This is a genomic window from Proteus mirabilis HI4320, from assembly GCF_000069965.1.
GTDB classification, from domain to species: Bacteria; Pseudomonadota; Gammaproteobacteria; order Enterobacterales; family Enterobacteriaceae; genus Proteus; species Proteus mirabilis.
In genome coordinates, this window is sequence record NC_010554.1 from 1,041,318 (window position 1) to 1,062,426 (window position 21,109).

Annotated in this window: 25 protein-coding genes; 19 read left to right on the plus strand and 6 right to left on the minus strand. The window is 31.7% G+C overall.

Annotated features, from left to right (window positions below; all coding sequences use genetic code 11):
* The first annotated feature begins 279 nt into the window (after window positions 1–279).
* From PMI_RS04735 to PMI_RS04755, 6 genes are all read left to right on the plus strand, one after another.
* Window positions 280–1,434 (plus strand): hypothetical protein, encoded by a 1,155-nt coding sequence (locus PMI_RS04735; protein ID WP_232504906.1) that lies wholly within the window; start codon window positions 280–282, stop codon window positions 1,432–1,434.
* A 1,283-nt stretch (window positions 1,435–2,717) separates the two neighbouring features.
* Window positions 2,718–3,842 (plus strand): lipase family protein, encoded by a 1,125-nt coding sequence (locus PMI_RS04740; RefSeq protein ID WP_012367815.1) that lies wholly within the window; start codon window positions 2,718–2,720, stop codon window positions 3,840–3,842.
* Between the two features lie 440 nt (window positions 3,843–4,282).
* Window positions 4,283–4,495, plus strand: a complete 213-nt coding sequence (cspE, locus tag PMI_RS04745) for a transcription antiterminator/RNA stability regulator CspE (RefSeq protein ID WP_004247907.1) — start codon at window positions 4,283–4,285, stop codon at window positions 4,493–4,495.
* A 7-nt stretch (window positions 4,496–4,502) separates the two neighbouring features.
* Window positions 4,503–4,643, plus strand: a complete 141-nt coding sequence (gene ymcF, locus PMI_RS19575) for a cold shock small protein YmcF (RefSeq protein WP_419776249.1) — start codon at window positions 4,503–4,505, stop codon at window positions 4,641–4,643.
* 184 nt (window positions 4,644–4,827) lie between these two features.
* The gene (locus tag PMI_RS04750) at window positions 4,828–5,286 is read left to right on the plus strand and encodes an Hsp20 family protein (RefSeq protein WP_004242516.1); all 459 of its coding nucleotides are present in this window, start codon (window positions 4,828–4,830) and stop codon (window positions 5,284–5,286) included.
* A 490-nt stretch (window positions 5,287–5,776) separates the two neighbouring features.
* Window positions 5,777–6,238 (plus strand): hypothetical protein, encoded by a 462-nt coding sequence (locus PMI_RS04755; RefSeq protein WP_004242517.1) that lies wholly within the window; start codon window positions 5,777–5,779, stop codon window positions 6,236–6,238.
* A 122-nt stretch (window positions 6,239–6,360) separates the two neighbouring features.
* Here PMI_RS04755 and PMI_RS04760 read toward each other — a convergent pair whose 3' ends face one another.
* A complete protein-coding gene (locus tag PMI_RS04760) occupies window positions 6,361–6,735 on the minus strand; it encodes a winged helix-turn-helix transcriptional regulator (RefSeq protein ID WP_004247909.1) in 375 nt (124 codons plus the stop codon).
* Between the two features lie 89 nt (window positions 6,736–6,824).
* On the opposite strand from PMI_RS04760, the gene PMI_RS04765 reads away from it, so the two are divergent.
* Both PMI_RS04765 and PMI_RS18900 read left to right on the plus strand, forming a co-directional pair.
* Window positions 6,825–7,673, plus strand: a complete 849-nt coding sequence (locus PMI_RS04765; protein ID WP_012367816.1) for an SDR family oxidoreductase — start codon at window positions 6,825–6,827, stop codon at window positions 7,671–7,673.
* Between the two features lie 240 nt (window positions 7,674–7,913).
* On the plus strand, window positions 7,914–8,111 hold the full coding sequence (locus PMI_RS18900) for a hypothetical protein (protein WP_004242521.1): 198 nt from the start codon (window positions 7,914–7,916) through the stop codon (window positions 8,109–8,111).
* 23 nt (window positions 8,112–8,134) lie between these two features.
* On the opposite strand, the gene PMI_RS04770 is transcribed toward PMI_RS18900, so the two are convergent.
* The 4 genes from PMI_RS04770 to PMI_RS04790 form a co-directional block, all read right to left on the minus strand.
* Window positions 8,135–8,677: a nucleoside/nucleotide kinase family protein gene (locus PMI_RS04770; protein WP_004251489.1), complete on the minus strand. Its 543-nt coding sequence runs from the start codon at window positions 8,675–8,677 to the stop codon at window positions 8,135–8,137.
* Between the two features lie 839 nt (window positions 8,678–9,516).
* On the minus strand, window positions 9,517–9,831 hold the full coding sequence (locus PMI_RS04780; protein WP_004242524.1) for a helix-turn-helix domain-containing protein: 315 nt from the start codon (window positions 9,829–9,831) through the stop codon (window positions 9,517–9,519).
* A 643-nt stretch (window positions 9,832–10,474) separates the two neighbouring features.
* Window positions 10,475–11,116 (minus strand): IbrB-like domain-containing protein, encoded by a 642-nt coding sequence (locus PMI_RS04785; RefSeq protein ID WP_004247912.1) that lies wholly within the window; start codon window positions 11,114–11,116, stop codon window positions 10,475–10,477.
* Window positions 11,117–11,128: 12 nt separating this feature from the next.
* A complete protein-coding gene (locus PMI_RS04790; protein WP_004251487.1) occupies window positions 11,129–12,355 on the minus strand; it encodes a phosphoadenosine phosphosulfate reductase in 1,227 nt (408 codons plus the stop codon).
* Between the two features lie 557 nt (window positions 12,356–12,912).
* Between PMI_RS04790 and PMI_RS04795 the strand changes: the two genes are divergently transcribed.
* The 9 genes from PMI_RS04795 (at window position 12,913) to PMI_RS04825 (ending at window position 19,013) form a co-directional block, all read left to right on the plus strand.
* Window positions 12,913–13,575 (plus strand): class I SAM-dependent methyltransferase, encoded by a 663-nt coding sequence (locus PMI_RS04795; protein ID WP_004247914.1) that lies wholly within the window; start codon window positions 12,913–12,915, stop codon window positions 13,573–13,575.
* Window positions 13,576–14,137: 562 nt separating this feature from the next.
* On the plus strand, window positions 14,138–14,494 hold the full coding sequence (locus PMI_RS04800) for an MmcQ/YjbR family DNA-binding protein (RefSeq protein WP_012367822.1): 357 nt from the start codon (window positions 14,138–14,140) through the stop codon (window positions 14,492–14,494).
* Between the two features lie 202 nt (window positions 14,495–14,696).
* Entirely contained in the window at window positions 14,697–14,867 is a 171-nt protein-coding gene (locus PMI_RS19435; RefSeq protein ID WP_004242531.1) for a hypothetical protein, read from the plus strand.
* Between the two features lie 284 nt (window positions 14,868–15,151).
* The gene (locus tag PMI_RS04805; protein ID WP_041707089.1) at window positions 15,152–16,147 is read left to right on the plus strand and encodes a YbgA family protein; all 996 of its coding nucleotides are present in this window, start codon (window positions 15,152–15,154) and stop codon (window positions 16,145–16,147) included.
* Between the two features lie 216 nt (window positions 16,148–16,363).
* Complete coding sequence (locus PMI_RS19440) at window positions 16,364–16,540, plus strand: hypothetical protein (protein ID WP_004247917.1); 177 nt, start codon at window positions 16,364–16,366, stop codon at window positions 16,538–16,540.
* Between the two features lie 492 nt (window positions 16,541–17,032).
* Complete coding sequence (locus PMI_RS04810; RefSeq protein WP_004242534.1) at window positions 17,033–17,254, plus strand: HP1242/YdcH family protein; 222 nt, start codon at window positions 17,033–17,035, stop codon at window positions 17,252–17,254.
* 425 nt (window positions 17,255–17,679) lie between these two features.
* Window positions 17,680–17,961: a DUF5339 domain-containing protein gene (locus tag PMI_RS04815; RefSeq protein ID WP_004242536.1), complete on the plus strand. Its 282-nt coding sequence runs from the start codon at window positions 17,680–17,682 to the stop codon at window positions 17,959–17,961.
* 368 nt (window positions 17,962–18,329) lie between these two features.
* Window positions 18,330–18,743, plus strand: a complete 414-nt coding sequence (locus tag PMI_RS04820; RefSeq protein ID WP_004242537.1) for a hypothetical protein — start codon at window positions 18,330–18,332, stop codon at window positions 18,741–18,743.
* Window positions 18,744–18,770: 27 nt separating this feature from the next.
* The gene (locus tag PMI_RS04825) at window positions 18,771–19,013 is read left to right on the plus strand and encodes a hypothetical protein (RefSeq protein ID WP_004251481.1); all 243 of its coding nucleotides are present in this window, start codon (window positions 18,771–18,773) and stop codon (window positions 19,011–19,013) included.
* 62 nt (window positions 19,014–19,075) lie between these two features.
* On the opposite strand, the gene PMI_RS04830 is transcribed toward PMI_RS04825, so the two are convergent.
* On the minus strand, window positions 19,076–19,636 hold the full coding sequence (locus PMI_RS04830; RefSeq protein ID WP_004247920.1) for an AAA family ATPase: 561 nt from the start codon (window positions 19,634–19,636) through the stop codon (window positions 19,076–19,078).
* 375 nt (window positions 19,637–20,011) lie between these two features.
* Here PMI_RS04830 and PMI_RS04835 point away from each other — a divergent pair, with 375 nt between their 5' ends.
* Both PMI_RS04835 and map read left to right on the plus strand, forming a co-directional pair.
* Window positions 20,012–20,209: a ParD-like family protein gene (locus PMI_RS04835; RefSeq protein WP_004242542.1), complete on the plus strand. Its 198-nt coding sequence runs from the start codon at window positions 20,012–20,014 to the stop codon at window positions 20,207–20,209.
* A gap of 17 nt (window positions 20,210–20,226) precedes the next feature.
* Window positions 20,227–21,003: a type I methionyl aminopeptidase gene (gene map, locus PMI_RS04840; RefSeq protein ID WP_004242544.1), complete on the plus strand. Its 777-nt coding sequence runs from the start codon at window positions 20,227–20,229 to the stop codon at window positions 21,001–21,003.
* Window positions 21,004–21,109 lie beyond the last annotated feature (106 nt).

Consider the following 21,109-nt stretch of genomic DNA (forward strand, 5'->3'; position numbering starts at 1 on the left):
AATAAATAAATATTTTTTATTTCTTAATTAAAATTTTTGTTTTAAATAGGCTGCTTATTCTAATTTCAATAGTCTATTGATGAATGGTTTAATTTATTTTTCTATCTTTATTTTTAATTATCTTAAAATAATGAAATAGCTGATGTAATCATATTTAAAAGTGATATTATTATTTTATAATCATTTATATATGTTTACATTGTTTTTATTTTAATGCTGGAGATACACGTGAATAAAAGAGTGCTTTCGACAAAATATCGAAATTCGATGTGTCCATCAATGATAAAAAAAATAGGGGGATACGGTTTATCGTTATTCTTGATACCAATAATATTCTTTCATTCCGCTAATGCGTTAGAGTTATCCGTTCCTATTGGCTCAACAGGTTATTTAGGGGAGGTCACTCCGCCAGTTGGTTCAACAACGAAAAATTATGGGATGGTAAGTTCAGTGCTTCAGGCGAATAGATCTTATATAAGTTTTCGGTGGGAGCCTAGTCAATTTGTGATAAGTGACCTGCCTTTTTACCCCGAAATCGGTCGAGTGGGTGTGGCTATCTACAATAAAAGCAATCCTAAAGGGGCCTTTATTGTTTTAGCACCCAGTGGATATGGTTTGTTGCGTTATAAACGGGCTAACGATACATATGAGAATGCTTCATTTTCATTTAGTCGTTCCAAAACCACCGCTATGACAAATATGTATAATAATTTTCCCTCTAATTCTGATGAATTAAGTTGGGGTCTTTTGCCCAGACAAGGCAATAGTAATTTTTTCTCAGCACGATACGTAGATGGTAGTGATAAAGTTCATTCGTTAACATTAACAATATCCAGTTATTCCGCGTATGCCATCGGGCCATTAGAGGCCGGTGAATATGCCATGCGTGATGATTCAAAATTTTATGCCGTCATTCGCACTAGTTCAGGTTCTTTTGCAAGATCTAAAACATTATTAAGTTCAATGGATAATGTGAATATTAAAGCACTTAAAGCCTGTGACGTTATCCCCCAAACGTCTACCAATATTCAGTTTCCGACTCAAATCGCGAAAAATTATGCAACACCCACTAAATTAGCAGATAATTTAGCTAGTATCAGTGTCAATTGTCCTTATGCTAATAAAAATATCTATCTCACTCTGAGCCCTTTTAATAATTTAGTCTCAGGCAGTGAAACAGGGATGGAGCTATCCACCAGTAGCACTGAAAATATCACCACACTGCCTTATGTGGTGGCTTCTTTAAAATCTGCACAATCAAATATTTGTCAAGCCAATGCACAAGATGCCTTGCGACTCGTCGGTAGTAATAAACTAGCACAACAAAATATGAAGAGTTTTACGCAAAATATACTTTTTAACCTTTGTGCTAATGGCAATATCAAAGCCAATAAATATGCAGGGGCAATTAATGTAGCAATTTTAATTGAATAGCGGTATTCCGGTATTATTGATAACTGGCTTGCGCACTACATGCTATGTTAAAGAGGAGTTTTGATGATTTAGGTAACATAAAGAAATCATTTAAAAAATATTTAACATCCATTAGGTAGGGGAGTGCAAACTGTGCTTGATAGCCATCAGTTAATTGCTGGTGGTTTTTTATTGAAGAAGATTATGTCAGATAAACAAGAGATAGGTGAGTTTATCTACAAAGTCTTTTCAGAGCTATTTTAATATTAAATGTTTTTCTCCAACTGATGATATAGTTACTAGTTAATATACTAGGCTTAATAAGCTATTAAAAATAAAGTCCCTATATTTGTCAATATTGTTTTAATAAATTTAATTTAGGTTTTATTTTAACTTTTGGTGCTATTGTTTTGATTTATATGTAGGTCACACTCATTATCAACTATATTGCAGATATAAAGATAGCCATGTATATGGTGATATTCCAATATATACTTCAGGTGCGCTATTTGAGGGCGATGACTATCTTATCGATGTGAAAGGTAAATACATTAGTCTAAGATTACGGATTGATTAGATATGATGATCCGTAAGGCTGTTGCTAAAGAACCTCATAATTTTTAATTAATAAACTCACTTCTGTGAGCTTATTAATTGGCTTTTTACAATAATGAATAACATAGTTATATAGAGAATGGTATTTATAAACAAAAAATACCCTGTGATTTTTATACTCACAGGGTGTTTAAATGAAGCAAAAATAAAACTTAATTAGATATCAACACGGGGGTTGATAGAGATTTTAATATAACCAATTAGTTAGAAAGTCTCTAATAGTAACTACTAAGTATTGCAATAGATTAAACCAATTTGTCCATAGCATTATTAATGTGTATTAGTTGCAATAGATGCCAAAGGAGAAATTTAAAATAGCTTCGCCAACAAAATCTAACCTATTAGTAATATCGACACTATTTGCAGCAAGGCGATCACGTGATGATTTATCAACATTTTTTGTACTGATTAACTATACCTAGTTGGCGAAAAGATAAATAGTACACATTAATATACAAAATACTGTAATTATATACAGTAAAAGATTGCATTTCGAAAAAATTTGTCTTATCATCTCTAAATAGTGGGCAATTTGTTACTAAGCACACTAAACTTTGTTAAACCTCACTCATTTAGTGAGGTTTTTTGTTATCTGAAATTAGCGAATAACAGGCCTAAAAACATGCCCTAGTTATAAGACTAATTAAGTTAAATGGAAAAAAACTTATCAATAATATAAGGAAATATTTATGGAACACTTTACTAAAAAATCGTTATTTACCTGCGATAAAACTAATGAAAATCTCCCTAATAAACCGGGTGTAATAACACATTGCCAAGAGCTAGCGTCTGACTTAGGGTTAAGCGAAGCTTTTGCGCAATACACAATATCTTATACTTCTTGTGACAGTGTTCATGGAGAAATTATCCGTGAAGATACTGGTGCCGTTTTTATTCCGAAAAGTCAGGCGCCTAAAAATGGTTGGCCTGTCATTGTATGGAATCATGGTACGGTAGGGATAGCGCCAACTTGTGCTCCTTCATTAACACCTAAAAATAGTCGCGTATCGCAATATTTAAATACTTGGCTATCCCTTGGGTTTGCGATTGTTGCACCAGATTATCCAGGTTTAGGCTCATCAGGGTTGCATCATTATATGGATGAAAGAGCAACAGCATGGAGCGCTTTGGATAGTGCAAAAGCTGTCTTGAAAGGTGGGTTTTCGCTAAGTAATCGCTTTATCTTTATGGGGCAATCTCAAGGGGCTCATGCTGCATTTGCCTCTGTCGGCTATCAGCCTGAATATGCACCAGAATTAAATATCTTAGGTGCGATAGTGACAGGGACGCCTTATTTTAGTGATAATCTACTTGAAAACTTTATTAGTGATGGTGTTCAAGATGAAGGTGATAGAAAGCTACCTTACGCGATGTACTTATATCTTTCTGCTGCTGATAAAAATCCAAACTTAAAAGTGGAAGATTATTTCCAAGAATTAGCAATACCTTATGTTGAAAAAGCGAAAACGCTTTGTATCAGTCCATTAAGTCAATTAGTAATGGATAATAAATTAAACGCATCAAATAGCTTAAAACCTAAGTTTTACGAGCTATTAGAGCAAGAAGCGTCAAGTTTAAATTATAGAAAACTTCTTGTTGATAAGCCCGTATTTATAGGGATTGGTTTAGAAGATATTCATGTGTTAACTCGTTGGCAACAAGAGTTTGCAAGAGATGTATTGGAAGCAGGCACAAATGCATATGTATATGAATATCCGAATATTGGTCATTTAGATGTATACAATGTCTCTTTGCGAAATTCAGTGCCTTTTGTATTTGAACTGATGAAAAATGAGCATAGCAAAATAGACTAAAAACTATTTTATAACTGATTAATTTCTATCTTAATCTTATTCTTATCATTTGAATGTGGAAAGATGAGTGATGTGAGATGCCAGATCATGTTTTGGTTAAAGAACATCTGGTATCTCTTTTTATTTTAATTCTTTGATTTAAGGAAATAAAAACTTATTTTTATTGATAAGTTTTTATGATTTTGTCTATAATCAATCTTATTGATAGATTTTTTATTCACCAAAAATAAAGTTTGCTATCTGAGTTTTTCTATGGCTTAATGAAGTCACTGGTTTGGAAGTACAGACCTATTTATGTTAGTCAGTTTAAAGTTGTTCCCGTTTAGCGTTATCCTTGATACCACTTCATTGCGAATTCCTTCTAATTAATTCCCATAAGTAAAAATACCAAACAAACCATATATGCCTTATGGCAAATTAAATAAATTAAAGGAAATTCTATGTCTAATTCAATGACTGGTACAGTAAAATGGTTCGATGAAGGTAAAGGTTTTGGTTTTATTACTCCAGCAGATGGCAGCAAAGATGTATTCGTGCATTTCTCTGCAATCCAAAGTGATAACTTCAAAACATTAGCTGAAGGCCAACAAGTTTCATTTACCATGGAAAATGGTATGAAAGGCCCTGCAGCAGGCAACGTGGTGGCTCTCTAAAGGCGCTATTACAATTCGCCTCTATTTTAAATGCCCAAGTTGTCGCGGTTCACAATATAGAACATCACAATTTGATGTTACAGTGAACAATCCACACGGCGCAAAATGTATCTTTTGCAAAAGTGTGATGACAGCTCAAATAAGTTAAGCATTAAATAGTTGAATATACAAAACCTCGCTTCGGCGGGGTTTTTTTGCTATCTACAATCTTATATTGACTAAAGATAAAAAATTTATATTTTAGGGCTTGAAAAATGCTTGCTCGTTCATATTTATATATTGGGCCAATCAGATATCGCCCATAATTCAATAAATACTGAAGGAGGAATTATATGCCTAATATTAAACCTTTTTCATTATTCCCAACTTTATCTGACAATCTACTTTCAAACCGTTTTGATCAGATAGATCGCCTGTTTAGTCAGTTAACAGGCAGTAAACCAATTTCATCACCGACTCAGACTTATAATCTGAAACAGATTGATGATAACCATTATGAACTAACAGTGAGTGTGCCTGGATATCAAGAAGATGACTTATCGGTTTCATTGAAAGGAAGTCGCTTATTGATTGAAGGGAAAAAAGAAGAAAAATTAGAAGAAGACAATGATAAATGGATCCACCGAGGTATATCTCAAGGGCAGTTTACATTGCAGTTTGACCTCGGTAAAAATGTCAAAATAGAAAAAGCCGATTTATCAAGTGGACTTCTGACCATTGCTATTGAATATGAGTTACCTGAAGAAGAAAAACGGCAAACAATAGCGATAGAAAATAAAGATAAAAGCTAATTTAGTGAGATAGCTTAAATAAGATTAAGGCTGCACATAATGTGTAGCCTTAATTTTTTGTAATAGCCTATAAATTATAATATTTGAATAAAGAAGTGCAAAATAAACCGGATGCTTAAAGAAGTGCAAGCTTACACTAGAAAAATGGATTGGGTGTTTATGGCTCGCAATAGATACACTTAATCGTTGGAGTATATGTGTTCATAACAAACCTCTTTAAGAGGGAGCACTTTATGTGAACGCATAATGAGATTTAACCATGATAGTTTATACAGTAGTAAATGTTTAAAAGATTAAATACTGTTGATACAAGAAAGTGTGTCAAAAAATGATATAGATATTTATACTAAATATTTAAAAGATAAGTTATTAGTAAATAATATACCAGTTTTTATTTATTATCTAATATAGAAATGAGTTTTCTATTATTAAAATAATGACTTCAGAATAAAGAAACGATATGATTTATTTTATTTAAATAGGAACTGTTATGAAAAAGCCACTTTCTTTATGGATAACTCAATTTTTGATTGTCTGCTGTATTATACTGATATTATATTTTTTTATAACCAATGCATCACTGTTATTAAATTTGTATAGTTTTGATATGCCCGCTGAGATAAAAATAGAAATTTATTTATGGAGTTTTATTCGTTTGTTAGTTTTAATTATACAAATATCAGCGCTTTACTTTTCCTTCAGATGCGATAAAAGGGCGCGGGTATTGACTATCTTAGCTTGGCTACCAATCATTATCGTCATGTTATGGAGCAATTTCCATGAAGGGTTAACTTCTTTGAACGAAAGTGGTATAAGCTATGATAATGATGCTCAAAGATCTGGAGGGATTATAGGTAAACTTATTCTGGCTGGATTATCCCTTTGGTTGACATCTATTATATTATTTTCAAAAAAATTAAAGCGTTATTTTCTATTTGAGAAAAGTGAATGATTTTTTTGACTACAAAAATGGATGGCTTAATAACCATCCATTTTTATTGCATAAAATATCTTGGTATAAATAATTATTAACTAAAGTATAAATACATAATTATTAGAAATAATATCTGTATACTACTCCACTTCTTGTCGTGACAAGATATTAGGTAAATTTATTTCTATCCAATCCGCAAGAAGCGTGAGTTTCTCACTTATTTGCTCACCAAGATCTGTCAAAGAGTACTCTACATGGGGTGGAACAACAGGATATGACACTCGGTTAATAAAACCATCTTGCTCCAATACTTGTAACGATTGAGACAGCATTTTCTCACTTACTCCGCCAATTTTACGTCGTAAATCACTAAAACGATGTGTTCCATCTCGTAGGGCTATTAAAATGAGTATGCCCCAACGACTTGTAACATGTTTGAGGATCTCTCTGGATGGGCACTGTTTAGAAAATAAATTTCCTTCACGTAATTGCTGCGAGAGTGTGGATATTGTCATTGTATACTTACCTTTTTGTATGTACTTACTTTTAGTAAGTTTAGGTGCTATGTTATCAAAACACAAGTGATACATTAAGGAGTTATCTTATGATTGCAATTACTGGTGCAACAGGCCTATTAGGTCAACATGTGATTGAAAACCTTCTTCAAACCGTTCCTGCTAATCAAATTGTGGCATTTGCTCGTGATGTAAAAAAAGGATCGTCTTTAAGTCAGAAAGGCGTTTTAGTACGTCAGGCGGATTACAATGATAAAGCTTCATTAATAACAGCTTTACAGGGTGTCGATAAATTACTTTTAATTTCCTCAAGTGAAGTTGGCAAACGTACCATTCAACATCGTAATGTCATTGAGGCAGCAAAATCAGCAGATGTACAATTTATTGCTTACACTAGCATATTACATGCTGATCGCTCTCCATTAAGCTTGCATGTGGAACATGTAGAAACAGAAAAAATGCTAGCTGATTCTGGGATATCTTACACTTTATTACGAAATGGCTGGTATACAGAAAATTATCTGGCAAGTGTCCCTGCAGCAATTGAGCATGGCGTTTTTCTGGGGGCGGCTGGTGATGGCAAAATAGCTTCAGCCACTCGGGCCGATTATGCATTGGCTGCTGCTCGGGTAATTAGTGAAGAAGGACATATAGGTAAAGTGTATGAGCTTGCGGGTGATGAAGCTTGGACATTAGAGCAATTGGCTAAGGAATTGACTAAACAAAGCGGGAAGCAAGTGATATATAACAATTTAAGTCAGGCCGATTTTGTCGCTGCGTTAAAAACGGCAGGCTTACCCGATAAATTATCAAATATGCTGGCTGATTCTGATATCGGCGCATCCAAAGGTGGATTATTTGATGATAGTCATACCCTAAGTAAATTAATTGGCCGACGTACAACAACACTTGCGGAGAGTATCAAAGCAATATTGTAAATCGATAGCTAATATCTATTCTATTTTCAGTTTAATTTTTTGGCACCCTAAGAGTTGAAATTTTGGGTTTCACATGCAGGGTGCCTTTCATAAGCATTATTATTTATGATAGGTGAGCATCAATTAATAAAAGATTAATTTTAGTCGTAAAATAGTAGGATAGACTGCTACACTAGGTAACAAAAATGAATATAACTAAATGATATTGAAAAATATTTATTCAGCTTAATAGGACTTTATATGAAGCTAGTTTCAGCGATATTATTAACTTTATTTTTTGTTTCAGGATGTTCGACATCACAGTCTGATATTGATAAATATGAGCAATCGAGTAAAGATGCGATGAAGCCAGATCCATATTCTGACAGCGTAATCAATACGATTAGACAGCACCAGAAGATCACCGTATGTAATAGTAAAATTGGTGGGTGCTATTGATTTAATACGGCACAGCGTTAAGGTTAAACAATATACTTTAGGATATTCTGTGCAATTAAAGACACAGATGCGTTACCATCAATAATAATGTCAGCACTCAGCTTTTCTCTTTCCGTCATTGCTGTATATGAGGGTCGTGAGTAGATTAAGTACTCTTCTAAATAATGAATAATATCATTTCCACTTTTCTCTTTATAATCACGCAATATTCTTCTTGCTAATGCGATATCTAGTGGTGTATCAATAAAAAAAGCATAGTCGATCATCTGTTGTAGCGCTGGGTGAGATCTGGCAAAAGGATAATCCAAAATGATATGAGTATATTGAGACTCTTCTATCGTCTGATTAACTTGTTCAACAAATGGCTTTATATCCCATTCGCTATAATTACCACCTTGTTCTATCCACTCATCGAGATCTTCAGGTGCTGTAGGGCAGTCGAAATCATCAAAATGAAGGCATTTGCTTGATGGAAGCTTTTCTCTTATATAATGAGAAAGTGCTGTTTTGCCGCCACCTGCAATTGAGGTGATAGAGATAATTATAGGTGATTTTATAGAACTCATTGTTAGCTCATAATCAAAATAAAATTGCATAGGATATTATATAGACTAATTTATATTAAGTATAATTTATTTATAGTATTCTGAATAAGTTCAGTTTTTAGAAAAACTTAATTAATTATAGTAAGAGGTAGGAATTAATAAACTATACTATATATTAATATAACTCAATAAGTAACATCGATTTTTTGATTATAAAATAAGCGGTATTGTTTGTAAAAATAGTTATAATAACCAGAGTGATCACTTATTCTCACTAAGAGCATGAACGTTTACGTGTTAACATTATCCAAGGCAAACGTTTAGTTTTTATTTTTGAGTGAAACATACATCTTTCGACTTTTTTATTTAATTTTCTTTCTATTTCTGTGGGTTGGTTAATAACATCGTTTTTGGTACTGCCCTGTGTTTTTAATAGAAAAATAACAATAAAAAACAAAGAGATAAAGAATAATAATATATATCGCACTTGATTTCTCCGGTTTATAAAAAGCATGGATTGTTGATAATTTTATATACAAAATTATCAACATGTATAGTAATAAATAAGAATAATTATATTTTTATAAATAATCTTAAAGTTATCTTAATAACTTTTTTTGTATCACAGTATAATATTAACAACGGTGTTATTTTAAGTGTCGATTAAGCATACCTTCGAAAAGGGAATTCCATCGATATTCTATAGTGTTGATTGGTCTAGTGTAATTTGCTTTTGGCGGGGATTTTACTAATATGAGGGCTTAATATGCTTTTGATTTTTTGTTTGCGAGTTTTTTTATATCTAATCAAGCAAAAAGAATAATTATTCTTGAATAAAGTTAAATAATATGTATAAGGCATTATTTTTCTTTTATTGGTATAATAAATTCTGCAGATAAAGCCTGTTTTGCTTTGATGATATTTTTCTCATCTGAAAGATTAATGATTTTTTTATCCAATAAATTATAATTAGGTAATAAACTTTGTGGCGTCATATTGAGAATAAATGCAATAGAAAACAAAAGTTCTACCGTGATTTTTATGTTACCATTTTCTATTCGAGAATAATGTTGCTGGCTTATCCCTAAGCGATTTCCCATTTCTATGCCTGTTAGTCTTAACTCTTTTCTTCTTTGTTTTATTTTGTGTGCAATAGTGGAGTTTATCATGATCATCTATTTTTATAAGGTTATAAAGCATTTTTTAAAAGCAATTAACTTTTAGTTAACTGCTATTAAATGTTATATATCTGTATTAATTTAGTACTGCTATTAATTCTACAGTCAGAAATACAATAACTATCACTTTTAGATCGATAGCGGTAAAATTTAACATAAATGCAAATTTTTAGTATTTATAACCAAAATTATCGATTATTCTTATATATTAATATCAATATAAAGTAATTATCAAAATGTTTTTATCGATCGATTTGTAATATAATGATAGCTTTTATCTATCAAATGAATGGTTACGATCGTCAATATCAATCATTTGATTGTTATTATCATAGCAACAATAAAGAAGAGAATATCTAAAATTATTATAATTATTTATTATTTTTTTGAATGATAAATAAATTTAGGTGTATGATTTTAGTAAGATAATATGGAGCTAAAAATAAGCTGTTTTTTAGTTTTTTTAAGATAAAACATAGGATGTCATCAATATGAATTTTTCTTACTGAAAAATAATAAATTAATACTAATTTAGTAAGAAACGGAAGTAAGCCATATAAATAAATTATTTCTATGGTCGTTGATATTACTAACAAAGCACCAATAAATATATTTATTGGTGCTTTATACAAAGTTATTTCTACTTAACCGTCCAAGCTTCTGAGAAGTCGTGCTCTGAAAATAATTCAGCTAAGCCACTAATCTGTTTTAAACGTAGTACTTCATCTTGTGACATACCTAATTCATCACCAATCTTTTGGTCATTCCAACCTAATCTTGATAAATCTCTAACTATATCCGACATTGCTGCCACTTGATGTTGCCCTCTAGCCCGATTATGGCGAATAGTCGCTGCCATTTGGTCAGCCATAGTATGACTTTCAACATCAAGTATAGTAATAGGTAAATAGCCGTTAATTCGCTTGTTTAAGCTATTTTTTTTACTCAATAAATAACGATGGTAACCATCAACGACTTGCCATTGTGATGGTTTATTTTTGGATTGTTGAATAGGTAAGACAACAACAGGCTGAGTATAACCGTCTTTTACCAGAGACGTTTCTAGTAATCTCTTTTCTGTCGGAGACATGACATTGGGATTATAGTCATTAGCGATAACTTGTTGTTGCTTTATCCAAAGAACACAGTCAGTAGGTTCATTTTTAAATGGGCTTATTTGATGAAGCGATATTTTTATTTTATTGAGAGCTTCAATTTTTTGTTCATCATTTAGTTTTGCTAGGTACTCTTTTAAAACAGAAATTATAGTTTCAATGGTCATATTCACACCTTGCTAAATAAGTTGCCAGTCTTTTCGTTTTCCTTGTATCCGTTTGAAATATCGATCATAACAGTGTGATTTAGTAGGACTAAATGCTAATGTTCTACACCAAAAATCGTTACGCAAGATGGTCTTACAAATTCGTCGCCAAGAAGGTATCTGTTTAGTGCTAGTATCACCTTCTTGTGCATCAGGTATGCCATTTGGGTAATCTCGTTCGGCATACCAGCGAAGATAGACCGCTATTTTATTACGATAATGTTCTGCTGTTTTCTCTGGTAAACTGGCTAATAAAAAGTGAGCATAAGATTTCCACGTATGATGGGAAGGTTTGCTAATTTGATGTCGCCCATAGAAACCTGATTTATTACGAGGATTCGTATATAACATTCCGGCATCAGCTCCACTCACTCGTTCACAAGCAAGACTCCATGTTTCAGGCTCTAGCACATGATATAACCATAGTCCCTTGCGTTGCTCTGGCCCAAAAGGTTCACAAATACGCATTTGACTTAAACTAACGCCCGCTTGGTGCATCAGATCATAAATAGGGTTATAGGGTAAATTGAAACGCGCTATATAAGTCCAGATATCTTTAACATGCCAATCATAAATAGGGTAGGCCATATAATAAAAGCCTTCTGCTGATGCCGTTGTCCAAGGAATATCATCGGCATAACGTAACTTTCGATTATTACTAATGGCAATAAATCGGTTTAAAGATTCATCCGCTCTTATGCCTAGCAGGATAATCGAACTGCGATGATTACCTGTGATCCACTGGTTAAATGCAGGGGTAAAATCTTCAAAAAGCATATTTGGGTGATAAAAAGGGAAAAAGTGAGGGTCAGTTATCGCATCTTCTGGCGGTTGTCTTACCCATTTTTTACCAGACTCCCATGCTGTCCATGTAGGTTCATATTGAGAAATGCCACTTTCAGTGGTGATAGGGAGTGCTATCCAGTAAAACCGTTCAATACAATCTTGGTAGATAGATTTCATTTTTATAATATGATCTATAGTCGCAGAATATTGAACTTCCCAATCAAGAAACATCACATTAAATTTTCTATGTTGTTTTCGCGCTTGTGCGGCAACAAGATGAAAAAGCGCAGTAGAATCTTTCCCTCCCGAAAAGGAGAGAGTGATTTGTTCAAAAGTATCAAATATCCACTGGACTCTCTCTTGAGCAGCTTCTAATACATTTTTCCCCAGCGCAATTTTACGTTTCAAAGACATAACTATCACCAAAATAGATTAGCTAATGTTAGTATTATCACTTAATCATATTTAGATGATAAAGGTAAGTATTAATTGTTAGTAATTATTAATTTTATTTTAATACAGTAGAGTAACTACTCTATTTAATTGTTTTTATTAAACTAACTGATTATGGAAAGATATTACTATATTATTTCAATATGGCGTTATGCTGTATAGATCTGTGATTATGCATTTTTGGTGGTTTTTTATACTAAATATCAATTGGTTATGCAGTAAAATGTATAAAATAATCCAGCGCAAGGGCGATTTAATATCTTTTATTTACTAAAAATAAAACAGATGAATAAGTTTGCTTATCATTAAGCTGAGAAAGAAGATTTCTTAACCGGTCAATCGGCGCTTTTAATGTCAATAACACCTTACTTAACCGTTAGAGTTTGATTTGTTTTTTATTTAATTTCAATATTTTATGTTGTCTTGTTTAGATGATTACCTGTTTAACTATTCGTTATTTCCAGTTATTCGTGGTTTGTATAAATCATAGAATAATCATTTTACGACTAGGATTTTGTATGACACTAGACACTCACAATGGAGTTAAAGTATATACCCCCACAGCATTAAAACTTTATGACTGGTGGGTATTAAATATTTCTAACCGTTATGCATGGCGTTGTGATACAGATAAATATTTGCTACCTCATTTTAAAAATAATCTTGGTGAGAACCATATGGATATTGGTGTAGGAACAGGATTTTACTTAAAAAGAGCTTTAGCTAATATAAATAAAATAGCATTAACAGATCTTAATATTAATAGCTTAGATTATGCTAAAAAAAATATTGTTGATGATAAATTAACTTATTGCTTACAGCATGATATCTATCATAAATTTCCTAATGAATTCAATTCATCGTTTGACTCTATTTCTTTATTTTATCTATTACACTGCTTACCTGGCACAATGGAAGGTAAAAAGAAAGTGATAGAAAATATAAGTAAAATATTAACGGAAAAGGGTGTTTTATATGGTGCTACTATCTTGGGGGCTGATGTTGAACACAATTTTTTTGGTAATAAATTGATGTCTGTTTATAACAAAAAAGGTATTTTTAGTAACTATTCTGACTCGGCAGATGCTTTAGAAAAAGTATTATCTTGTTTTTTTTACGATGTATCTATTCATATTCAAGGAGTTGTCGCGTTATTTACCGCGAGAAATAAAAAATTATAAAAAAAGTAGTATAGTTTGAATAAATTGAAAATGTATCAAGAAGGCGTTACACAGTTGGAGATAAAGTTAGCCTCAGAGAATTAATTTATTTGATAGAATGACAACTGTTTGATAAATAACAGTATTGCTTCTAGTGTGTATCGCTTAAAGTAACCGAAAAAAGCTTAGTTATAAAATATAACTAAGCAAAACGGGGATAATCAAATCAAAGTGTGTGTCCATTTAAGATGATCAAAAATGGATAAGCGTTAAATTATCTAACCATTGAGAATTAATCAACTAAAATTTACCAATTAATTGTAAATTAGATATTAATACTTAGTTATTTTTACTTATTTGGAGCGCTAAAAATATGTACAATACTAAAAATATTTATAAATAATTTATGTATTGATAATAAAAATAAGTAGCAATAATAATAACAATATAGTCGGGTTCTCTCTACATTTAGCATTGTTAAATAACAAATGTATAATAAATTATTTAACAGGCTGATGCCTTAATGTTAGAGATCATGCGTTTAGTGACCAAGTTATACATCATTTTATGAGATGACCGGACAATGAATAGAAAAGAGCTTATCGAGTATATACAGAAAACATATGCCGTAATCCCCGAATATTTATGGAGTAAGTACCCTAATTATGCGGTTTTCAGACATCATAATCATTCTAAATGGTTCGCCGTCATCATGGATGTCGCTGAAAACAAGCTATTTGATACGGGTAAAAATAATAAAGTCGATGTGATTAACTTAAAAGTACCGGTGCCTTTAGTGGGGGCTCTACGCTTAAAAAAAGCAGTTTATCCCGCTTATCATATGAACAAAGAGCATTGGATTTCTATTCGCTTAGACACAGATTTTGATGATGCTGAGCTAAAATCATTAATTTCTGAAAGTTACGAACTGACGCAGTGAAAGGCTTAATACTAATAATCAATAACAAGGTGAATATAATAAAAACTTATAGTTATAAATAGAATATGTTTAGAAAAAGCATCTATTTTTGATGATAATATGACTTGGAAAAAGCAAAAGTGCACCCATGTTAAAAATAACTTTATAACAGTTTTGAATCTGTGTTTCCTTAAAGTCATTGATAGCGTCAGGTGGAGTAAAGATGAACAAAGTGGTTTATAAAGTGAGTGGACTATGGAACGAAACGTCCTTTGTAAATCTATTTATTGCAACGAATGAAAAAGAAGTATTATCTGCAATTATACTATGGGCTCAGTTTAGTGGTGCAAAAGTGGATGATTTATCTATTGAGTATTATAGTTCCGTGCATTAACACAGTGTTAACTTATTGATTAATAACTTAATTATTACTAAATATCAATCAATTTAATCAGATAGCTAATATTTGCTGTAAGTATATTAGCTATTTGCTATTCATATCTATCAATATTGTGATATCAGTGGTTAACGGCTATCCTTTCCTTTAATAATATTTTACAAACTAATTAAATGATAAACATAGTAAAAGTAGCATTATGTTACTAAGATAAATTATGAGCATAGATTTATTAATCTGATTAGTCAGGTTAGGTGATTGTTTCATATGAGGTCATAGCCATGCCCAAAACTCTTATGAGTCTTAAACAAAATGATTTTACGCATAAAAAAATTATCGTAGGTATTAGTTCATGCTTATTAGGGGATAAAGTGAGGTTTGATGGTGGGCATAAATGTTGTCATCTTGCTGCTGATGAATTATCTGAGTTCTTTGAATATCAATCTACTTGCCCAGAAATGGCTATTGGTTTACCGACACCCAGACCAGCATTACGATTAGTTCAGTCTAAGACAGGTGAAGTCAGGTTAAAATTTAGTAATGGAAGTGAAGGTGACTTAACCCAATTGATGAATGATTACTCTATCGAATATTTGAGGAGGTTTAATCAATTTAGCGGTTATATCGTGTGTGCGAAATCACCCAGTTGTGGATTAGAACGTGTCCGGGTTTATGATCCAATAGGCAACGGCAATAAAAAATCGGGTACAGGCATTTTTACTGAAAATCTGAAGAGAATAATGCCGTGGTTACCTATAGAAGAAGATGGGCGGTTAAACGATCCCTATATTAGAGAAAATTTTATTACACGGGTGTTTGCGCTTAATGAGCTAAATCAATTGAAAATAAATAACTTTACTCGCCAGACATTAATTGATTTTCATACAAGATACAAACTATTGTTATTAGCTCATTCACAACCGCTTTATCGGCAACTAGGGCGCTTTGTTGCTAACAATAAAGATTGGGATTCATTAGAGACTTTCTTTGTTGAATACCGTAATCGATTTATGGCTCTATTACAACATCAAGCCACACGTCGTAATCACACTAATGTTCTTATGCATGTGCAAGGATATTTTAAGCAAGATTTAACTTCTAAGCAGCGACAAGCATTAAGCCAATTGATCTTAGAGTATCGTCAAGGAATACAACCTTTATTGGCACCATTAACATTAATTAATCATTACTTATCAGAATACCCAGATAATTATCTGAGTAAACAAAAATACTTTTATCCTTATCCTCAATCTTTAAGATTACGTTATGGTTTGTAATATATTAATTCCACTACTGTATCTATTTTTATAGAAAGAAAATAACTATTTTTAATAAGTGAATTTTATATTTAAAACAAGGGAAATAGGACTGCTTTTTGTATTTAATGCTTTGTTAATGTAAGTTAAATTATAATATTTTGTAAAAGGATGTAAGTCAGACCGTTCTGTTTATATTTTATGTCAGTATTCTTTTTTTTATAAAAAGAGGCTGATATGTCTACAATGAAAACTGAAGTCGTTGTTATTCGTTTAACCAAACAAGAGCGAGCTGCATTAGATTCAATAAAAACGATGCCATTACTTGCAGATTGGCTAAAGGAGCTAGCCCTTTCCAAATGGAAGGAGCAGGCATTACAATTAGAACAATCTAAAAATGGTCATAGTAATTAATGAAATACGAGGGTAACAATCAACAATCTTAACTAAAACCCTCGATAAAAAATTATTGAATAGATTGTTAGCTATTCTATTTCAATCAGTTAAGTTATTAGTGTTATCAAGTTACTGATTGCAAAAAGAAAAGCCCAATGTGGCGGCATTGGGCTTAGTGTCTCAAATAGATGGGTATATAAAAACTATTAGAGAACTCTTTTACTTTAATTCAAATTTATTTATAGAATTAACAATAAGTGCTTTTTGATAGAAGAATAGTGATGTTCGTATAAAATATGAGCATTTTTATCTTATCCTGTTTTATAGTCTTAAGTTAGACCAATTTCATGCAATAGTGTGTCGATATCCTACTTTGTTGTAGTTTTATGTTAATTTTTACTTGATATCGCTCTTGTTTTTCACATAAAGAGTATGACAGTGACAGCAATTTAAGGGAGACTTAAAAGTAGTATGACACTCATCACTCATTGATAATGGAAGGTAGGTAATATGTTTCCAGAATATCGTGATTTAATTGCTAAGCTTCGTCAAACTGATCCCCATTTCCGAGCCCTGTTTGAACAACATAATGAACTTGACCATAAAATTGTACGCTTAGAACACCGAGATAGGCGAGGATATGGAGAAGAAGTTGTTGAATTAAAAAAACAAAAATTACGTCTAAAAGAAGAAATACATCAGATCTTAAAAAATCCCCCAGAAGATGAGTAGCACAAATAAGTACTGTATGTAATTAATAAAATTAAATAGAAATAATAAAAGAAGGCCATATAGCTAATGGCCTTCTTTTATTATGGTTTAAAGATAATATTTCTCATGATATTTATATCTTTTGATTGTTTGTGAATAAGAACTAAAAGTTTTAATACTGTTTATATGTTTTTATTTTATACTGCATAAAAATATTTAATTTAGTTAAGTTGTATAGTTAAATTTTATTTAGGTTTTTATAAAGAGATGTTTTTTTATAAACATACCAGTTTTAGTTGTTAATTATTATTCTTTTATCTGATATTCATAGAGAAATATAATGGCAATTAAGATTATCCTTATCCTAATTTTAATTTTCTTTGCGATAATAAAAATTCAAGACGCAGGTATCATTTTTTTTATTAATTACAAAATATAGGATATTTATGAAAAATATTATTTTAGCACTAGGTTTATTATCATTATCTTCTGTTGCTGTTTCGGCTGAATTAACAAAATCTTGCGAAGATTATTTTAAAGAAACTGATGCCTATGTCGCATTAATGGAACAAAATGATGCAACTAAAGCACAAGCAGAAACAATGAAAGCACAATATGCTCAATCAAAAGAACAATTTGCTGCATTACCTAAAGATGTTCAAGAAAGCACCTGTAAACAAGCTTTAGATTCTTTAGAGCAAATGAAAAAAATGTCTGCTGGTCAATAAAAAATAGATTTAATTAAAGTCTTATGTTTAGAGAATAATAAGGCTTTATTTTTATTTCAAATTTAAAATTTTCCAATGTAACAATGACCATATAATAACCAGTGTTATTATATGGTCATCTTAATATTATTTTAATATAAACTATTTCTTTCTTGTTTTTTTGTGGAAATATTTCTTTTTTACTTAATATTACAATCTCTAATCAAGATAATTATCCCGCCATAACCCATCTATTTATATTATTATTTTATATATTCTTGTTACTTGAATAAAGAATGCTTTTTATATGAAATAATTGTAATTCATTTTGTCGTCTATAAATTTTATGGAATAATTATTTACATCTATTTATTGCTCCTATTTAAGATATGAATTGGTCTTTTATTCTAATTTTAGCTCTATTTGTAGTTGTTGGTTGTGTTGATAAAGAGAGGAATACATCTGGCTCTATAGAAAAGGTGGCAACAGAGATAGCGACTCCTACTGTTCAATATCACCACGATGAAAGTCGTTATCCCACATTTATGTTATCAAAACAATCTCGTTTTGAAATGCAAGCCAAGGAGGAAAAACAGAAATTCAATCAATTATTTAAATTTGGATTTGAAGAGCCAACCACATCTACTAATAGCGAATATTCCTATAAAAAGGAACAACGTATAAGAAAGAATGACCAGTCAATGATTATTCTGCCAGAAGCGATACCTGTATGGAATAAAGATAAACAAGAAGTTGAAGTTAAGTGGAGCTACAGACCAAAATATGTTTTTGATGCATATTAAATTTAACCTTTATGTTTTAGGAAGACTATGCGCCCAATTTTTTTGTTAATACCATTTATGTTTTTAATTGGCTGTACCGAGCAAATGAGTGTCGGAATTGGCACTTCTAGAACGCATAATATAGGATATCCGGTTTGTTCAACATTAGTTTGTGGAAAGAATACGCGAACAGTTGAAGAACAAAAGGCAATTAATGAAGCGGTGCATGAACAGCAAAGAGCTATTATGCGAGGAGAAAAACCAGATTTAAAAATTATTGCCTCATATTAAATAATACCATCAAGGAGAGTCTATTTTTTGTCCTTGATGGTATAGTCAATATAAGCGCTAAGCTAAGATAGCGATGTTATGTTGTTTATAATAAATTTTACTCTTTGGTTAACATCGGCTTTGGGTAATTCAATTAAGGTATAATTATACTGTCTATATATCGCCAGCATCGCTTGATAAGTTGCTACGGCTTCATCAAATGTCTGTTGACGCTCTTTATCTTGTAAGTAAATTTCTTTCCATGGTGGAGCAATAAACACGGTTGTAGAATATCTATATAGCCTTATTGCGTTTTCAAGATGTTGGGGAATAGGGCGCTCACAAAAGTGTAAATAACCTGCTATATCCGGTATGCCTCGGTCATAAAAATAAGGTTTGCTGTTATCATCTATATTGGATGCATCATGCCATGATCGTAGCTCCCAGCTTAACATTAACTCAGCAAAAGCGATCGGATCAATCCAAGGAAGGGCTGAACCACCAATATGACTTTGATCTTGAATAATGGCTCTACCTGCTTCTATTGAGCAAGAGTAGCCATTTCTTCTTAACTTATTGATAATAGTGCTTTTACCAGAGCCGGGACCTCCGGTTAAAATAATACGGCAAGGTTTTTGGGACATAGTAATTCCTTAAATAATATATTTTGACTTTAAATGATTGAGGGCTGAATGCAGAAATTTTTAGAGGGAGAAAGGCGAAAAATAAGCAGTGCTAGCAAAGAAAGAGAACAAGTAAAGGAGGACAAGATATTACAATTATAATCGAAAAGAGAAAATATCAAAATAAATCCGCATCAAAGATCAATCAATATCTATCGACCTCTTTTATAACTTATCAGGTTACTTTGTATTGCTATTTTAATAACTGATACGCATTTATGCAGATTTAAGCACATAAATCCAAATAGAAGCACTATCTGGTCATTGCAAGCTAAATAGATTACTTTTATTATATAATATATATGTTTTATTATAATTCGTATATAAGGGTTAAGTGTGGGTATTGTAAAAATTTCTGATGAGCTACATGAGTATCTTCGTAAAGCAAGTAATGTGATGTCTCGATCAGTTAATGCACAAGCAGAGTTTTGGATAAAAATTGGTATTCAAGCAGAATTAAATCCAGAAAAAACGTTTCCAATGATTATTAATGAAATGTTAGAAAAAGAAGCAATAAAACAAGAGCATAAGTAAATATAAAGGAGATTAATATGGATAAAATTACGATTAAAACCCCTGAGGAAATTGAATTAATGCGTGAATCAGGTCGTTTATTAGCCCAAGTTTTTACAATGCTTGATGATTTTATTGTGCCAGGTGTTTCTACATTAGAAATTAACGATAAAGTAGACGATTTTATTACTCATGATCTGCAATCGAGACCTGCAAGCAAAGGACAATATGGTTATGAGTATGTACTTAATACTTCAATTAATGAGGTAGTATGCCATGGTGTTCCTAAAGCAGATGAGCTATTAAAAAGTAAAGATATTATTAATGTCGATATTACACTAGAAAAAAATGGTTTTATTGCTGATTCTAGCAAGATGTATGTCATGCCAGATGCCTCACCTATAGCAAGAAGATTAGTCAAAACAACTTACCAAGCGATGTGGGAAGGTATCAAAGAAGTTAAACCAGGTGCAACACTCGGTGATATCGGTCATGCAATCCAAAGCTTTGCACAAAGTCATGGGTATAGTGTTGTAAGAGAGTATTGTGGACACGGGATTGGTCGAGAAATGCACGAAGCCCCTCAAGTATTACATTATGGCATTCGAGGACAAGGTGTTGTACTAAAAGAAGGGATGACCTTTACCATTGAGCCGATGATTAACCAAGGTGGACACAAAATAAAAACCAAAAAAGATGGTTGGACTGTAGTCACCCGTGATAAAAAATTATCGGCACAATCAGAACATACTATTTTAGTTACTGCTGATGGGTATGAAGTACTCACTTTGCGTCCAGAAGAAACACTTCCATAATAAATTAATTTATATCTATCTAATTTTTGATGCAAAAATTATGATATAAATTTATATTATTTTAATAGCTAGAAATATTATTTTTAGCTATTTTTCTATTTATATA

Excerpts from the sequence above, each read along its gene's own strand:
- PMI_RS04735 (WP_232504906.1), top strand. The coding sequence starts at position 280 with ATGATAAAAAAAATAGGGGGATACGGTTTATCGTTATTCTTGATACCA.
- PMI_RS04740 (WP_012367815.1), top strand. The coding sequence starts at position 2,718 with ATGGAACACTTTACTAAAAAATCGTTATTTACCTGCGATAAAACTAAT.
- cspE (WP_004247907.1), top strand. The coding sequence starts at position 4,283 with ATGTCTAATTCAATGACTGGTACAGTAAAATGGTTCGATGAAGGTAAA.
- PMI_RS04750 (WP_004242516.1), top strand. The coding sequence starts at position 4,828 with ATGCCTAATATTAAACCTTTTTCATTATTCCCAACTTTATCTGACAAT.
- PMI_RS04755 (WP_004242517.1), top strand. The coding sequence starts at position 5,777 with ATGAAAAAGCCACTTTCTTTATGGATAACTCAATTTTTGATTGTCTGC.
- PMI_RS04760 (WP_004247909.1), bottom strand. The coding sequence starts at position 6,735 with ATGACAATATCCACACTCTCGCAGCAATTACGTGAAGGAAATTTATTT.
- PMI_RS04765 (WP_012367816.1), top strand. The coding sequence starts at position 6,825 with ATGATTGCAATTACTGGTGCAACAGGCCTATTAGGTCAACATGTGATT.
- PMI_RS18900 (WP_004242521.1), top strand. The coding sequence starts at position 7,914 with ATGAAGCTAGTTTCAGCGATATTATTAACTTTATTTTTTGTTTCAGGA.
- PMI_RS04770 (WP_004251489.1), bottom strand. The coding sequence starts at position 8,677 with ATGAGTTCTATAAAATCACCTATAATTATCTCTATCACCTCAATTGCA.
- PMI_RS04780 (WP_004242524.1), bottom strand. The coding sequence starts at position 9,831 with ATGATCATGATAAACTCCACTATTGCACACAAAATAAAACAAAGAAGA.
- PMI_RS04785 (WP_004247912.1), bottom strand. The coding sequence starts at position 11,116 with ATGACCATTGAAACTATAATTTCTGTTTTAAAAGAGTACCTAGCAAAA.
- PMI_RS04790 (WP_004251487.1), bottom strand. The coding sequence starts at position 12,355 with ATGTCTTTGAAACGTAAAATTGCGCTGGGGAAAAATGTATTAGAAGCT.
- PMI_RS04795 (WP_004247914.1), top strand. The coding sequence starts at position 12,913 with ATGACACTAGACACTCACAATGGAGTTAAAGTATATACCCCCACAGCA.
- PMI_RS04800 (WP_012367822.1), top strand. The coding sequence starts at position 14,138 with ATGAATAGAAAAGAGCTTATCGAGTATATACAGAAAACATATGCCGTA.
- PMI_RS19435 (WP_004242531.1), top strand. The coding sequence starts at position 14,697 with ATGAACAAAGTGGTTTATAAAGTGAGTGGACTATGGAACGAAACGTCC.
- PMI_RS04805 (WP_041707089.1), top strand. The coding sequence starts at position 15,152 with ATGCCCAAAACTCTTATGAGTCTTAAACAAAATGATTTTACGCATAAA.
- PMI_RS19440 (WP_004247917.1), top strand. The coding sequence starts at position 16,364 with ATGTCTACAATGAAAACTGAAGTCGTTGTTATTCGTTTAACCAAACAA.
- PMI_RS04810 (WP_004242534.1), top strand. The coding sequence starts at position 17,033 with ATGTTTCCAGAATATCGTGATTTAATTGCTAAGCTTCGTCAAACTGAT.
- PMI_RS04815 (WP_004242536.1), top strand. The coding sequence starts at position 17,680 with ATGAAAAATATTATTTTAGCACTAGGTTTATTATCATTATCTTCTGTT.
- PMI_RS04820 (WP_004242537.1), top strand. The coding sequence starts at position 18,330 with ATGAATTGGTCTTTTATTCTAATTTTAGCTCTATTTGTAGTTGTTGGT.
- PMI_RS04825 (WP_004251481.1), top strand. The coding sequence starts at position 18,771 with ATGCGCCCAATTTTTTTGTTAATACCATTTATGTTTTTAATTGGCTGT.
- PMI_RS04830 (WP_004247920.1), bottom strand. The coding sequence starts at position 19,636 with ATGTCCCAAAAACCTTGCCGTATTATTTTAACCGGAGGTCCCGGCTCT.
- map (WP_004242544.1), top strand. The coding sequence starts at position 20,227 with ATGGATAAAATTACGATTAAAACCCCTGAGGAAATTGAATTAATGCGT.